The following is a 14528-nucleotide window of genomic DNA, read 5'->3' on the forward strand; positions in this document are numbered from 1 at the left end:
TTATCTTCGGATTAACCGATGTCACTTGCCTTTATAACTAGAGATTATTCTTTTGTTACTACATCGCGTTCAACGTCTGCAGATGCTGTTTCTTCCGGCTCTTCATCACCTGATAATGCCAGGCCGTCAGCTTGTTTCGCATCTTCTTCGTCTTCTAAATCTCTCATTTCTATTTCTTCTTCATCACCAGAAAGGATTTTGACATCCATACCTAAGCTTTGAAGTTCTTTGATTAATACTTTGAATGATTCCGGAACACCTGGTTCAGGAACATTGTCGCCTTTAACGATGGCTTCGTATGTTTTCACACGTCCAACCACGTCATCAGACTTAACAGTCAGAATTTCTTGAAGAGTATAAGCCGCACCGTAAGCTTCAAGTGCCCAAACCTCCATCTCACCAAAACGCTGTCCGCCAAATTGCGCTTTACCGCCAAGAGGCTGCTGCGTAACAAGTGAGTAAGGACCTGTAGAGCGTGCATGAAGTTTATCGTCAACCATGTGAGCCAGTTTGATCATGTACATGATACCGACAGATACACGGTTATCAAACGGCTCTCCAGTACGTCCGTCGTAAAGCACTGTTTTGGCGTCACGAGACATGCCGGCTTCTTCAAGTGTTTCCCAGACATCCTCTTCTCGCGCTCCGTCAAATACAGGAGATGCAATGTGAATGCCAAGGTAACGAGCGGCCATACCCATGTGAAGTTCCAATACCTGCCCGATGTTCATACGTGATGGTACGCCCAGCGGGTTAAGCATGATATCAATTGGTGTGCCGTCAGGAAGGTAAGGCATATCCTCTTCAGGAAGAATCTTAGAGATAACACCTTTGTTACCGTGACGACCGGCCATTTTATCCCCTTCAGAAATCTTACGTTTCTGAACGATATATACGCGTACTAACTGGTTAACACCTGGAGGAAGTTCGTCTCCGTCTTCACGGTTGAAGACTTTAACGTCATGGATAATTCCGCCGCCGCCGTGAGGCACACGAAGAGAAGTATCACGAACCTCGCGGGCTTTCTCGCCAAAAATGGCGTGAAGAAGGCGTTCTTCTGCAGTCAGTTCAGTTACGCCTTTAGGCGTTACTTTACCAACAAGAAGATCTCCGTCTTTTACTTCTGCCCCAATACGGATGATTCCACGGTCATCAAGATTGCGAAGCGCATCTTCACCGACATTTGGAATATCGCGAGTGATTTCTTCAGGTCCAAGTTTCGTATCACGTGCTTCTGATTCGTATTCTTCAATGTGGATAGATGTATAAACATCATCCTTCACTAGGCGTTCACTCATGATGATGGCATCCTCATAGTTGTAGCCATCCCATGTCATGAAGCCGACCATTACGTTACGGCCAAGTGCAAGTTCACCAAGCTCCATAGAAGGACCGTCAGCAAGGATTTCTCCTTTTACCACTTCATCGCCGACACTTACGATCGGACGCTGGTTGTAGCACGTACCTTGGTTAGAGCGGACAAATTTCAGCAGGCTGTATTTATCCAGGTTTCCTTTTACTTTTTGACCGTCTACTTCTTCATAACGGCGAACCCAAACGTTTTTCGCTTCTACGCGTTCAACGATACCAGGGTGTTTACAAATAACAGCGGCACCAGAGTCTTTTCCTGATACGTATTCCATACCAGTTCCAACAAATGGCGCTTCCGGCTGCATTAAAGGCACAGCCTGACGCTGCATGTTCGCTCCCATGAGGGCACGGTTGGAGTCATCGTTTTCTAAGAACGGGATACATGCTGTCGCAGCAGATACAACCTGCTTAGGCGATACATCCATGTAGTCTACACGATTTCTGGAAACAACAGTGTTCTCCCCGCGGAAACGAGCTACGATGCTGTCATCAATAAAGGCGCCTTCGTCATCAAGACGAGCATTCGCTTGAGCGACAACATAGTTATCCTCTTCATCAGCAGTTAAGTAATCGATTCTGCCCGTTACCTTCCCTGTTTCAGGATCAACGCGGCGATATGGCGTTTCAATAAAGCCAAAACGGTTTACTTTTGCATAAGATGATAGTGAGTTGATCAAACCGATGTTCGGGCCCTCAGGCGTTTCAATCGGACACATACGGCCATAGTGGGAGTAGTGAACGTCACGCACTTCCATTCCGGCACGCTCACGTGTCAATCCGCCCGGTCCTAATGCTGACAGACGACGCTTGTGCGTTAATTCAGCAAGCGGGTTCGTCTGATCCATGAATTGAGAAAGCTGTGAGCTTCCAAAGAACTCTTTAATGGACGCAATAACAGGACGAATATTGATCAGCTGCTGAGGCGTAATTGTATTCGTATCTTGAATTGACATTCTCTCACGAACCACACGCTCCATACGGCTTAAACCGATACGGAATTGGTTCTGGAGAAGCTCGCCTACAGAACGTAAACGGCGGTTTCCAAGATGATCGATATCATCTGTGTCGCCTACTCCGTGCAGCAGGTTGAAGAAGTAGCTGATTGAAGAAATAATATCAGCAGGCGTGATGTTTTTAATCTCTTCTTCGATGTAAGCATTGCCGATTACATTAATAACCTGTTCTCCTTCTTGATCAGTCGGAGCAAAGATTTTAATTGATTGAAGAGTCACTTCATCTTCAACAACGCCGCCATTCGGATACAGCTTTCTAAAACCGATTCCGTTTTCTAAGTATGGCAGTACTTTATCAAGTGTTCTTCTATCAAGAATCTGGCCTTTTTCAGCAAGGATTTCTCCTGTTTCAGGATCAACAAGCGTTTCAGCAAGTCTCTGATTGAAGAGGCGATTCTTAATATGAAGTTTTTTATTAATTTTATAGCGTCCTACATTGGCAAGATCGTATCGTTTCGGATCAAAGAAACGAGAATCAAGCAAGCTTTTCGCATTTTCTACTGTAGGCGGCTCTCCAGGACGGAGACGCTCGTAAATTTCCAGCAACGCTTTGTCGCTGTTTTCTGTGTTATCTTTATCAAGCGTATTTCGCAGGTATTCGTTTTCTCCTATGAGATCAAGAATCTCTTGATCGGAGCCGAAGCCGAGAGCACGCAAAAGAACCGTAACCGGCAACTTACGTGTGCGATCAATGCGGACATAAACAACATCTTTCGCATCAGTTTCGTATTCTAACCATGCGCCACGGTTTGGAATGACAGTTGCGGTAAAACCTTTTTTACCGTTTTTGTCTACTTTACCACTGAAATATACACTTGGAGACCGAACAAGCTGGGAAACGATAACGCGTTCCGCACCGTTAATGATAAAAGTACCTGTATCTGTCATAATAGGGAAATCACCCATGAAGACATCTTGGTCTTTTACCTCTCCAGTTTCTTTGTTAATTAAACGAACCTTCACTCTTAGCGGAGCTGAGTAAGTCACATCACGTTCTTTTGATTCCTCTACAGGATATTTAGGCTCACCTAAACTATAATCAATGAACTCAAGAGAGAGGTTACCAGTGAAATCCTCAATTGGTGATATGTCTTGAAACATCTCTCTAAGACCCTCATCAAGAAACCACTGATAAGAAGAGGTTTGAATTTCAATGAGATTTGGTAATTCTAACACTTCGCTAATGCGAGCATAGCTTCTGCGCTGGCGGTGTCGTCCATACTGAACTAGTTGACCTGTCAACTGATTCACCCCTCAAATCATGCGTATTATATGTGTAATAAGCATTTCTTCCAAAGAAAGAAAATACTTTTACAAGACAAAAGAAAAAAGGGTTTCTAATTAAGAAAACCACATCCAAAAACAAATACCGATTTTATTAGCATTTCCATACTTGTATAATTTATACATAGATAATGACAATTCATCATATCAAGCAAAATATATACATTGGCATTTTACAATATTAACATAGTTAAAATACCGAGTCAAACTTTTTTTGCTTTTATGATATAATAGCCTTTCTTTTTTTGAACGACGGAAACTTCATCGAACAGTTCCTCGAGCTTTTCAATGGCAGAAGGCGCGCCTTGCTTTTTCTGTATGACGATCCACAATTCACCTGAAGCTTTTAAGTGTTCAGCGCTTTTCTCAAAGATAGCATGGACAACTTTTTTTCCGGCTCGGATTGGGGGATTTGTAAGAATAGAAGCAAATGTTTGAGCAGAATCAACGTTTGAAAACAAATCGCTTTGATAAATCTTAACGTTTGTTATTCCGTTCTGTTCCGCATTTTCATTTGATAGTTCTACGGCTCTCTCATTAACGTCAATCATGTGGATAGTCCGGTCTTTAAAGTCGCTGGCGAGCGATAAACCAATCGGGCCGTATCCGCAGCCTACATCCAAAATGCCGCCCTCAACCTCAGGCTCTTCAAAAGAATCAATCAGCAGGCGGGAGCCGAAATCAACTTCTTTTTTAGAAAAAACCCCGCTGTCGCTGGTAAACGTGAAATCTTTATTCCGAAGCCTAAAAGACCAGGTTTGCTTGTTGCTTTTTACTGAAGGTTTTTCTGAATAATAGTGCTCACTCATTATTAGAACCTCCTTTTTTCATGGCTTAAAGAATGGCAAAGAAAAAGCTCGCCTCATAAAAGCGAGCTTCCCCTACAGGTAAGTGAAGATTACTTAACTTCTACAGAAGCGCCAACTTCTTCAAGTTTAGCTTTAAGCTCTTCAGCTTCTTCTTTAGCAATACCTTCTTTAAGTGGTTTTGGAGTGTTGTCAACAAGTTCTTTAGCTTCTTTCAAGCCAAGACCAGTGATTTCACGTACAACTTTGATAACTTTGATTTTTTGAGATCCTGCACCAGCAAGGATAAGATCGAATTCACTTTGCTCTTCAGCAGCTCCGCCTGCAGCAGCTCCGCCAGCTACAGCTACAGGAGCAGCAGCAGTTACGCCAAATTCTTCTTCGATTGCTTTTACTAGGTCGTTCAATTCAAGTACAGTTGCTTCTTTAACGGAAGCAATGATTTCTTCGATATTTAAAGCCATTTGTAATTCCTCCATTTTGTTTTAATTTATGAAAAACTGATTAGATTAAGCGCCTTGTTCTTCCTTTTGTTCTGCCACAGCTTTTGCAGCAAGAGCAAGGTTACGAACTGGAGCTTGAAGTACGCTAAGCAACATAGAAAGCAAGCCTTCGCGTGATGGAAGTTCAGCAAGAGCTTTCACTTCTTCAACAGTAGAAACTTTACCTTCGATAACGCCAGCTTTGATTTCAAGAGCTTCGTGATTTTTAGCGAAGTCATTAAGAACTTTAGCCGGAGCGACAACATCTTCAGTGCTGAATGCGATCGCGTTCGGTCCAGTTAAGAAATCATTCAAACCATTAAGCTCAGCTTGTTCAACCGCACGGCGAGTCATCGTATTTTTGTAAACTTTGAACTCAACGTTAGCTTCGCGAAGCTGTTTACGAAGTTCAGTTACTTCAGAAACGTTAAGTCCGCGATAGTCAACGATGATCGTTGATTTACTTTCTTTCAGTTTAGAAGCAATTTCTTCAACAACAACTTTTTTTGTTTCAATTGCGCTGCTCATGGTTACACCTCCTGTAGATTCTTGTGTAACACTTATACCGTTAGGTGATCACGACTGAGACGACGGATTCCATATAAAAAGCCTCCATGAGACATGGAGGCTGTATATACAAGCATACGTAACGTAATAGCTGTGATAATATACACCTCGGTAGGATAATTAAGCGGTTAGGCCCCTACTGTCTACGGTATAAATGATATTCTATTTTACAACATTTCGAATAATATCAGAATGTTGATGTCATGTCAATATTATTTTACGTTAAAAGTTGAAGAGTCTACTTTGACACCAGGTCCCATAGTAGAAGTTACAGCAACGTTTTTCACGTAAACGCCTTTAGCTGCAGCAGGTTTAGCTTTAAGGATTGTATCGTACATTGTTGTGAAGTTCTCAACAAGTTTTTCATCCTCGAAAGAAACTTTACCGATAGGAACATGAATGTTTCCAGCTTTATCAACGCGGTATTCAACTTTACCAGCTTTGATTTCGCCGATAGCTTTTTCAACTTCGAAAGTAACTGTACCAGTTTTAGGGTTTGGCATTAAACCTTTTGGTCCAAGTACACGACCGATTTTACCAACTTCACCCATCATGTCAGGTGTAGCTACGATAACATCGAAATCGAACCAGCCTTGTTGAATTTTGTTGATGTAGTCAGTATCGCCTACGAAATCTGCACCAGCAGCTTCAGCTTCTTTCGCTTTTTCGCCTTTTGCGAAAACGAGAACGCGCTGAGTTTTACCAGTTCCGTTTGGAAGCACAACTGCTCCACGGATTTGCTGGTCGTTTTTACGAGGGTCAACCCCTAAACGGAAAGCCACTTCAACTGTAGCGTCGAATTTAGCTGTGTTTGTTTTTTTAACGAGAGCTACTGCTTCAGAGACGTCGTAAGCTTTAGAACGGTCTACAAGCTTAGCAGCTTCAACGTACTTTTTACCTTTTTTAGCCATTTTAAAATTTCCTCCTTATGTGGTTATAGCGGAATAACCTCCCACGAATAAGGGTTGCGAACTTGTTAAAACTCGCAACCCGACAAGAAACAAATTAATCCTCGATTACAATACCCATACTGCGGGCAGTACCTTCAACCATGCGCATTGCCGCTTCAACGTCTGCTGCGTTTAAGTCAGGCATTTTCGTTTCAGCGATTTCGCGTACTTTATCGCGCTTAACGGTTGCCACTTTATTACGGTTTGGTTCACCAGAACCAGACTCAATTCCAGCTGCTTTTTTAAGCAATACTGCAGCAGGTGGAGTTTTTGTAATAAATGTAAATGAACGGTCTTCGTAAACCGAAATTTCAACAGGAATGATTAAACCAGCTTGGTCAGCTGTACGAGCGTTAAACTCCTTACAGAATCCCATGATGTTAACACCGGCTTGACCAAGTGCAGGTCCAACTGGTGGTGCTGGGTTAGCTTTTCCAGCAGGAATTTGCAATTTTACAACTTTAACTACTTTTTTAGCCACGAGACACACCTCCTTAAGTCCGTGATGTGGTAATAGGGTAAACCCTCCCACTCAAGGTTTCATTCTTTATATGAATGACGAAATATCATGCTAGTTGCCTTGGATAAGTCCAAGACGTACCTTTGCTATATTATCATTTATATATAGCAATTTCAAGTTTTTTCACATTACAATTTATCGATTTGGGTAAATTCCAGCTCAACCGGCGTTTCACGGCCAAACATATTAACGAAAACTTTGACCTTGCTTTTATCATAATCAATCTCTTCAATTGATCCTGTAAAGTTAGCAAAAGGTCCGTCTATCACTTTCACTGTCTCTTTCAGTTCAAAGTCAATATCAGTTTTTCGTTCATCCATGCCCATTCTCTTCAGAATGGTTTCTGCTTCCCCCGGAAGAAGCGGCGTCGGTTTTGAACCTGACCCGGCAGATCCTACGAATCCAGTAACGCCCGGCGTGTTGCGGACGACATACCAAGAGTCGTCTGTCATTACAATTTCAACAAGCACATAACCAGGGAATACTTTCTTTTTCACGACTTTTTTCTTGCCGTTTTTGATATCCGTTTCTTCTTCTTCGGGTACGACTACACGGAAAATTTTATCCTGCATCCCCATTGATTCAACACGCTTTTCCAAGTTGGCTTTTACTTTATTCTCATAACCAGAGTACGTGTGAACAACATACCAATTCTTTTCCATTCTATTCAGGACTGTCCAGTCCTTCCCTCCCCGCATTTGGTTTTAGTGAATTACCATAACGCTTCAAAAAATAGGCGGCAAGCCTATGATAACTTTCATTTTAAGCCACAATAAAAAACCCGCTGAACGGGTTTTGGCAAGTAATATTATGATCTATTATAGCACGTATTGCTGATCATTATTCAACTATTAAACGAATTAATTGAGAAATTCCTGTGTCAAGGAGGGCAAAAAAGATAACAAAAAAGATAACTGTTGAAATTACCGTAATGGTATAACGCGTTAACTCTTTTCCTTTAGGCCAGCTTACCTTTTTCATTTCTTTCCCAACATCTTTAAAGAATTTCATAATACGCATGTAAAAGACCTCCACAATTTAAAAGCGCAAAAACTATTTTGTTTCAAGATGAGCTGTATGTGAATTGCAAGTACTGCAGTATTTCTTTACTTCTAATCGCTCAGCCGCTGATGCAGAGCTCTTCATTGTCGTATAATTACGGTTTCCGCATGTCTTGCATGCTAACGTAATCTTTTTTCTCATGTCATTACACCTTTTTCTAAATAGACATTAGTTCTTATCTTTAGTAACATATCATAGTCAGAAAAATACTGTCAATATAGCATAAATTCCTATTACAAACTGATTTCGCGAATTTCCAAGTACTTCTCCAGCTTGCGTTTCACACGCTGAAGGGCATTGTCGATCGATTTCACATGTCGGTTCAGTTCATCAGAAATCTCTTGGTAACTTCTCCCATCGAGATATAAGACGAGTACTTTTCTCTCTAAATCACTTAATAGTTCTCCCATTTTCATTTCAATATCATCAAATTCTTCCTGATTAATGATCATTTCCTCAGGATTTAAGGTTTTCGCTCCTGAAATGACATCCAGCAGCGTTCGGTCTGATTCTTCATCAAAAATCGGTTTATCTAATGAGACGTAGGAATTCAAAGGAATGTGTTTCTGGCGAGTAGCTGTCTTTATTGCGGTAATAATTTGGCGGGTAATACATAATTCTGCGAAAGCTTTGAATGAGGTAAGCTTGTCCTCTTTGAAGTCACGAATAGACTTATAGAGGCCTATCATGCCTTCCTGAACAATATCCTCTCTGTCCGCCCCTATTAAGAAATAGGATCTTGCTTTTGCCCGAACAAAGTTTCGGTACTTCGTAATCAAGTAATCTAACGCATCACTGTCCCCAACATGAACCTTTTCAATGACCTGCTCGTCCTCCAACTGGCAAAACTGCTCTTTGTTGAATTTTCCCTTGTTGTTCTGTAGATTCACTCCGATCCCCCCGGCGCACGTAGATAGAAATATTATACAGTATTGGGCAAAAAAGCGTCAACTTAATCTAAGTCTCCCCGCCTCCACTTTTCAAACGTTTTCAAAACCTCTTCCGATAAAGCAATTTTACCCGCCGGCTTCTCGGAAGTGATTTTTCTTACCCGTCTCTCTATTCGCCTTTCAATCGTTTCTACCTCTCTCAAAAGCTCCCGGGCCGATTTTCGCAATGCCCCCTGTCCGAAAATCGCCCACTGCTCAGTATAGTCAGAGGTCGCAACGTGAATTTGAGTCGCAATATTATTCAAAGCCTGAGCGAGCTTTTCTATCCGCTCATCAGCCGTCTCATTTTCTTTTGTAAAAATTACTTCAACTCTATGGTTGGTCTGTTTTTTCTCAAGCCCTTTTACGAGATGCGCGTCAAAAACAACAATAACCCTGTTTCCTGTATACGATTGATATTCTGCCATTTTCTGAATCAGTACGTCTCTCGCCTCTTCAAAACTGTTCGCTTTTAAATCCTTCAGCTGCGGCCAGGCTCCAATCATGTTGTACCCGTCTACTAACAGGATATCCATGGGTCTTTATTCTCCCAGAGGGTTTCGTTTCCGGTAGACTTCATACATCAAAAGACCAGCCGCGACAGATGCATTTAGTGAAGTTACCTTTCCGGCCATCGGGAGTTTAATGAGAAAATCGCACTTTTCTTTCACAAGGCGGCCCATCCCTTTTCCTTCACTTCCGATGACTAGAGCCAAAGGCATATTGCCGTCCATATTACGGTAATCCTCACGCGCGGACGCATCCGTTCCGACAACCCAGATTCCCCGCTCTTTCATCTCTTCTAACGTCCGTGCCAAATTGGTGACTCTTGCTACAGGAATGTGCTCAATTGCTCCTGTTGAAGCTTTTGCCACTGTTGTTGTCAGCCCGACAGCTCTCCGTTTTGGAATGACGATGCCATGAGCGCCGACCGCATCTGCTGTCCTCATAATGGAACCAAGATTATGAGGGTCTTCAAGTTCGTCCAGAATGAGGAAGAAAGGCTGTTCATTTTTTTCTTCGGCTGCTTTATATAAATCGTCCAGTTCTGCATATTCATACGCTGCAACCTGTGCCACTACGCCCTGATGCTGTCCTGTCACCATTTGATCGAGTTTTTTTCTCGGGACGTATTGAATCGTGATTCCCTGCTTTTTGGCAAGCTCAATCACTTGCTGTGCTTGTCCCTTTACGGTGTTTTCCGCCATCCACAGCTTATACAGCTTCCGATCAGATTTTAACGTCTCGATCACTGCATTTTTCCCTATGACGTAATCATGTTGCTGACTCATTTGTTTTCCTCCCTGACGTCCCGAATTGTATAGCTTCGGCTACGAGCTGACTAAGTCGTTCCTCTTTTTTCTCTAGAAAAAGGTAGCCCAGAAGCGCTTCAAATGCTGTACTGTAGCGGTACGTCTGAACATCTGTATTTTTAGGTATTGTCCCTGACTTGGCATTTCTGCCTCTTTTCAGCACCGCTTCCTCTTCTTCCGTAAAAAATGATTGATTCTGCAGAAAAAATAGGATCTCAGCCTGTGACTTTGCTGAAACAATCCGGCTTGATTTCTTATGAAGATCATTTGGTTTGGTAAAGCCCTGCTTAAGCAGGTGATGCCTGACATACACTTCAAAAATGGCATCACCTATATAAGCAAGCGCAAGACCGTTAAGCTGCTTAGAATCTTTTATCGTATCAAATTCAAGCATCTGTTATTCTCCCCGTTTCCAGCGAGTGCCTTGAGCCGTATCTTCAAGAATGATATTCATGCTTTTCAGCTGGTCGCGGATCTGGTCTGACAATGCAAAATCGCGATTCCGGCGCGCTTCATTTCGCTTTTCGATTAAGTCTTCAATCTCTTGATCGAGAAGTTCCTGCTCACCCAACGAAAAACCGAGGACAGAAACAATACGGTCAAACATCTCGATAAACGCCGTAATTACATGATCAGCTGTATGGTCTTTCTGAAGATAGTAATTGGCGTGTTTCGCTAAGTCGAACAAGACAGAAATCGCATTCGCCGTATTAAAATCATCGTCCATCGCTTCTTCGAATGCATTGCGGTGTTCTTCAACTTTCTCAAGCCATTGATCGTCATCTTCCGTTAAATTCGTACTGCTGTTCAGACGGTGCTGGAGATTGCTGTACGCTGTTTTTAAACGGTTAAATGCGCTTTTCGTATTTTCTAGAAGTTCTTCTGAATAGTTAATCGGATGGCGATAATGAACAGATAGCATAAAGAATCTCAAAAGCTGCGGATCATGCTGTTTAATGATGTCATGCACAAGCACAAAGTTGCCCAGTGATTTTGACATTTTTTCATTATCAATATTGATATAGCCATTATGGAGCCAGTACTTCGCAAACGTTTTTCCTGTCAATGCCTCAGATTGCGCAATTTCGTTTTCATGGTGAGGGAATGTTAAATCCTGTCCGCCCGCATGGATATCAATCTGGTCACCCAGATACTTTTTCACCATTGCTGAGCATTCAATGTGCCAGCCCGGACGTCCTTTTCCCCAAGGGCTATCCCAAGAGATTTCTCCTTCTTTTGCCGCTTTCCACAATGCGAAATCAAGAGCATCTTCTTTTTTCTCGCCGACTCGGATGCGTGCACCTGATCTAAGTTCATCGATTGATTGCTGAGAAAGCTTTCCGTACCCTTCAAATGCTCTGGTTTTGAAATATACGTCACCTTCTGATTCATATGCGTAGCCCTTTTTCACGAGCTGATCTACGAATTCGATAATGGCATCCATGTTCTCCATTACTCGCGGATGAAGGTCGGCTTTTCGGCAGCCGAGCGCACCTACGTCTTCAAAGTATGCTTTAATAAAACGCTCTGAAATGGTGGGTACATCCTCACCGAGTTCATTTGCCGCTTTAATTAATTTATCGTCTACGTCTGTGAAGTTAGAGACATACTGCACATCATAGCCTTTATACTCTAAATAGTTTCGAACCGTATCGTAAACGATTGCCGGACGCGCGTTCCCGATATGAATGTAATTGTAAACCGTGGGTCCGCATACATACATTTTCACTTTTCCCTCTTCAAGAGGAACAAATGTTTCCTTCTGTCTAGTCAATGTATTATAAAGTGTGATTGTCATTTTTGATTGATCCTTTCTTTTCTGTCTTCAAGTTCTGCCTTCAGCTCTAAAATCTGCTGTTCCAAAGACTTAAAGCGGTCAGCAACTGGATCGGGCAAATCCTGATGGTTTAAATCGCGTCTTACTTTCTTGCCATTTTGTACAACGACCCGACCAGGGATACCGACAACTGTTGAAAAATCAGGAACATCATGCAGCACTACTGAACCAGCCCCAATCTTTGAGCCTTCACCGACCGTAATAGAACCGAGCACTTTAGCACCTGTGGCTATCAATGCGTCATCTTTAATCGTTGGGTGCCTTTTTCCCTTTTCTTTCCCCGTTCCCCCGAGGGTAACCCCCTGAAAAACGGTTACGTTATTGCCGATTTCACATGTCTCCCCAATGACAACCCCCATGCCGTGGTCTATGAAAAATCTTCTCCCGATTGTAGCGCCGGGGTGGATTTCTATCCCGGTAAAAAATCGGCTTACTTGAGATATAAGGCGTGCAAGGAAATAAAATTTTCGTTTATATAAAGCATGTGCAATCCGATGCGCCCATATAGCATGTAAACCGGAATAAGTTAAAATCACTTCAAAATAGCTTCTTGCTGCGGGATCTTGATCGAACACAGTATCAATGTCTTCTTTGAGCATTCTAAAAAACACATGCTTCCCCCCGTTTCTCTATCTGATTTCCTCTACCCAATAAAAAAAGCGTCTCTGCATGTAAACATGACAGAGACGCTTTAACCGCGCGGTTCCACTCTGTTTGAAAAGCAGACTTCTGCTCTCCCAACTTCAGCCTGTAACGGCGGCGGCCGCCTTTGAATACTGGTTTCAAAAAACGTTCTTCAAAGGTCTTAAGGGCGCACTTCTAAAACCCGGCTCATGGATCTCTCTCAGCCAATGGAGATCCTTTCTGTAATGGCCTAAAGCTTTATACTCTTCCCTGTCAACAATCATTTATTTAGATATTTTTTAAACGCTGAATTGCAGTCTCTTTACCGATCAATTCAATTGATTGCGGCAGTTCCGGACCGTGAGTTTGCCCTGTTACAGCAACACGAATCGGCATAAACAGTTTTTTCCCTTTATGACCAGTTTCTTTCTGCACTGCTTTGATCGATGCTTTGATGTTATCCGGAGTGAACTCCTCAAGCTCTTCAAGCTTCGCTGCGAATGTGCTGAGCACTTCAGGAACCTGTTCTTCTTCCAGAACAGCTTTCGCTTCTTGATTATACTCGATCTCATCCGTAAAGAACAAATCAGTCAGCTCAACAATTTCCGCACCGTAGCTTAATTGCTCATGATACAGGGAAATCAGTTTGCGAACCCATTCTTGTTCTTCAGCAGAAAGCTCAGTGCCAACTTTGCCGGCTTTTTGCAAATGCGGAAGCGTCAATTCAACAACCTGATCAAGATCCAGCTTCTTCACATATTGGTTGTTAACCCATTTTAGCTTATGCATATCAAACAAAGCTGGTGATTTAGATAAACGATTTACATCAAAAATTTCAATAAACTGCTCTTTTGTGAAAAGCTCTTCTTCTCCAACCGGTGACCAGCCTAACAGGCCGATAAAGTTGAACAGTGCTTCTGGCAGGTAGCCAAGCTCTTTGTACTGCTCGATGAATTGAATAATGGATTCATCACGTTTACTGAGCTTTTTACGGCTTTCGTTTACGATCAGCGTCATGTGTCCGAACTGAGGAATATCCCATCCGAATGCTTGATAAATCATAATCTGTTTCGGTGTGTTAGAAATATGATCCTCACCGCGCAGCACGTGTGTCATTTTCATTAAGTAGTCATCAATTGCTACCGCGAAGTTGTAAGTCGGCGTTCCGTCCTTTTTCACAATAACAAAGTCGCCGATGCCATCTGATTCAAAAGAAATTTCGCCTTTTACGATATCATTGAAGGCGATGATTTTTCCTTCCGGCACGCGGAAACGAATACTTGGTTTTCTGCCTTCAGCGATAAATTTGTCCTGTTCTTCCTGAGTCAGGTCTCTGTGTTTTCCGGAATAACGAGGCATTTCTCCGCGGGCAATCTGTTCTTCACGCTCTTTTTCAAGCTCTTCTTCCGTACAGTAACATTTATAAGCAAGCCCTTTTTCAAGAAGCTCTTCATAGTACACTTTATAGATATCGTTACGCTCTGACTGACGGTATGGACCGTACTCTCCTCCGACATCCACACTCTCATCCCAGTCAATACCTAGCCACTTCAGATAATTCAGCTGGCTTTGTTCTCCGCCCTCAATATTGCGCTTTTTATCTGTATCCTCAACTCGAATGATAAACTTACCGCCTTGATTGCGGGCAAATAAATAATTAAAAAGCGCCGTTCTGGCATTTCCAATATGCAAATGTCCGGTTGGACTCGGTGCATAACGGACGCGTACTTCGTTTCCCATTTTCAAATACTTCCTTTCATGTCATGTATG

The 14528-nt window shown here is 42.5% G+C and carries 16 protein-coding genes and 2 other annotated features; all 16 genes read right to left on the reverse strand.

The annotated features are described in order from the left end of the window. Window positions 1–44 precede the first annotated feature (44 nt). Window positions 45–3626: a DNA-directed RNA polymerase subunit beta gene (gene rpoB, locus BGM23_RS00365; RefSeq protein ID WP_009966326.1), complete on the reverse strand. Its 3582-nt coding sequence runs from the start codon at window positions 3624–3626 to the stop codon at window positions 45–47. Window positions 3627–3871: 245 nt separating this feature from the next. Continuing rightward, a complete protein-coding gene (locus BGM23_RS00370; protein WP_003235045.1) occupies window positions 3872–4477 on the reverse strand; it encodes a class I SAM-dependent methyltransferase in 606 nt (201 codons plus the stop codon). Between the two features lie 89 nt (window positions 4478–4566). Next, the gene (rplL, locus tag BGM23_RS00375) at window positions 4567–4938 is read right to left on the reverse strand and encodes a 50S ribosomal protein L7/L12 (RefSeq protein ID WP_003156436.1); all 372 of its coding nucleotides are present in this window, start codon (window positions 4936–4938) and stop codon (window positions 4567–4569) included. Between the two features lie 45 nt (window positions 4939–4983). Next, a complete protein-coding gene (gene rplJ, locus BGM23_RS00380) occupies window positions 4984–5484 on the reverse strand; it encodes a 50S ribosomal protein L10 (protein WP_003235042.1) in 501 nt (166 codons plus the stop codon). Window positions 5485–5549: 65 nt separating this feature from the next. Beyond that, window positions 5550–5690: a sequence feature (ribosomal protein L10 leader region), on the reverse strand. 45 nt (window positions 5691–5735) lie between these two features. Then, window positions 5736–6434 carry a 50S ribosomal protein L1 gene (gene rplA, locus BGM23_RS00385; protein ID WP_003235040.1) on the reverse strand — a complete coding sequence of 233 codons (699 nt, stop codon included), beginning with the start codon at window positions 6432–6434 and terminating at the stop codon, window positions 5736–5738. Window positions 6435–6528: 94 nt separating this feature from the next. Next, window positions 6529–6954 carry a 50S ribosomal protein L11 gene (gene rplK, locus BGM23_RS00390; protein ID WP_003156430.1) on the reverse strand — a complete coding sequence of 142 codons (426 nt, stop codon included), beginning with the start codon at window positions 6952–6954 and terminating at the stop codon, window positions 6529–6531. 167 nt (window positions 6955–7121) lie between these two features. Then, entirely contained in the window at window positions 7122–7655 is a 534-nt protein-coding gene (gene nusG / locus BGM23_RS00395; protein ID WP_003225764.1) for a transcription termination/antitermination protein NusG, read from the reverse strand. A 178-nt stretch (window positions 7656–7833) separates the two neighbouring features. Further along, entirely contained in the window at window positions 7834–8013 is a 180-nt protein-coding gene (secE, locus tag BGM23_RS00400; RefSeq protein WP_004399676.1) for a preprotein translocase subunit SecE, read from the reverse strand. Between the two features lie 33 nt (window positions 8014–8046). Continuing rightward, window positions 8047–8196 (reverse strand): 50S ribosomal protein L33, encoded by a 150-nt coding sequence (gene rpmG / locus BGM23_RS00405; protein ID WP_003156421.1) that lies wholly within the window; start codon window positions 8194–8196, stop codon window positions 8047–8049. Window positions 8197–8288: 92 nt separating this feature from the next. Then, complete coding sequence (gene sigH, locus BGM23_RS00410) at window positions 8289–8945, reverse strand: RNA polymerase sporulation sigma factor SigH (protein ID WP_003225758.1); 657 nt, start codon at window positions 8943–8945, stop codon at window positions 8289–8291. Window positions 8946–9007: 62 nt separating this feature from the next. Further along, the gene (gene rae1, locus BGM23_RS00415) at window positions 9008–9520 is read right to left on the reverse strand and encodes a ribosome-dependent mRNA decay endonuclease Rae1/YacP (protein WP_003235032.1); all 513 of its coding nucleotides are present in this window, start codon (window positions 9518–9520) and stop codon (window positions 9008–9010) included. A 6-nt stretch (window positions 9521–9526) separates the two neighbouring features. Continuing rightward, window positions 9527–10276 (reverse strand): 23S rRNA (guanosine(2251)-2'-O)-methyltransferase RlmB, encoded by a 750-nt coding sequence (gene rlmB / locus BGM23_RS00420; protein ID WP_014475598.1) that lies wholly within the window; start codon window positions 10274–10276, stop codon window positions 9527–9529. Further along, window positions 10260–10691 (reverse strand): mini-ribonuclease 3, encoded by a 432-nt coding sequence (locus BGM23_RS00425; protein ID WP_014475597.1) that lies wholly within the window; start codon window positions 10689–10691, stop codon window positions 10260–10262. Before BGM23_RS00425 ends, rlmB begins: the two co-directional genes overlap by 17 nt. Before the next feature lie 3 nt (window positions 10692–10694). Then, on the reverse strand, window positions 10695–12095 hold the full coding sequence (gene cysS / locus BGM23_RS00430; protein ID WP_038427269.1) for a cysteine--tRNA ligase: 1401 nt from the start codon (window positions 12093–12095) through the stop codon (window positions 10695–10697). Further along, on the reverse strand, window positions 12092–12745 hold the full coding sequence (cysE, locus tag BGM23_RS00435) for a serine O-acetyltransferase (protein WP_003225749.1): 654 nt from the start codon (window positions 12743–12745) through the stop codon (window positions 12092–12094). Before cysE ends, cysS begins: the two co-directional genes overlap by 4 nt. A gap of 68 nt (window positions 12746–12813) precedes the next feature. After that, window positions 12814–13044: a binding site (T-box leader), on the reverse strand. Between the two features lie 2 nt (window positions 13045–13046). Then, a complete protein-coding gene (gltX, locus tag BGM23_RS00445) occupies window positions 13047–14498 on the reverse strand; it encodes a glutamate--tRNA ligase (protein ID WP_029727023.1) in 1452 nt (483 codons plus the stop codon). Window positions 14499–14528: the final 30 nt, after the last annotated feature.

Source organism: Bacillus sp. FJAT-14266, assembly GCF_001719225.1.
GTDB lineage: Bacteria > Bacillota > Bacilli > Bacillales > Bacillaceae > Bacillus > Bacillus subtilis.

Bases quoted from the DNA above. Each gene is read 5' to 3' on its own strand.
- rae1 (WP_003235032.1), bottom strand. From the start codon at position 9,520: ATGGATATCCTGTTAGTAGACGGGTACAACATGATTGGAGCCTGGCCG.
- rplL (WP_003156436.1), bottom strand. From the start codon at position 4,938: ATGGCTTTAAATATCGAAGAAATCATTGCTTCCGTTAAAGAAGCAACT.
- cysS (WP_038427269.1), bottom strand. From the start codon at position 12,095: ATGACAATCACACTTTATAATACATTGACTAGACAGAAGGAAACATTT.
- rlmB (WP_014475598.1), bottom strand. From the start codon at position 10,276: ATGAGTCAGCAACATGATTACGTCATAGGGAAAAATGCAGTGATCGAG.
- BGM23_RS00425 (WP_014475597.1), bottom strand. From the start codon at position 10,691: ATGCTTGAATTTGATACGATAAAAGATTCTAAGCAGCTTAACGGTCTT.
- nusG (WP_003225764.1), bottom strand. From the start codon at position 7,655: ATGGAAAAGAATTGGTATGTTGTTCACACGTACTCTGGTTATGAGAAT.
- secE (WP_004399676.1), bottom strand. From the start codon at position 8,013: ATGCGTATTATGAAATTCTTTAAAGATGTTGGGAAAGAAATGAAAAAG.
- rplA (WP_003235040.1), bottom strand. From the start codon at position 6,434: ATGGCTAAAAAAGGTAAAAAGTACGTTGAAGCTGCTAAGCTTGTAGAC.
- rpmG (WP_003156421.1), bottom strand. From the start codon at position 8,196: ATGAGAAAAAAGATTACGTTAGCATGCAAGACATGCGGAAACCGTAAT.
- BGM23_RS00370 (WP_003235045.1), bottom strand. From the start codon at position 4,477: ATGAGTGAGCACTATTATTCAGAAAAACCTTCAGTAAAAAGCAACAAG.
- rplJ (WP_003235042.1), bottom strand. From the start codon at position 5,484: ATGAGCAGCGCAATTGAAACAAAAAAAGTTGTTGTTGAAGAAATTGCT.
- gltX (WP_029727023.1), bottom strand. From the start codon at position 14,498: ATGGGAAACGAAGTACGCGTCCGTTATGCACCGAGTCCAACCGGACAT.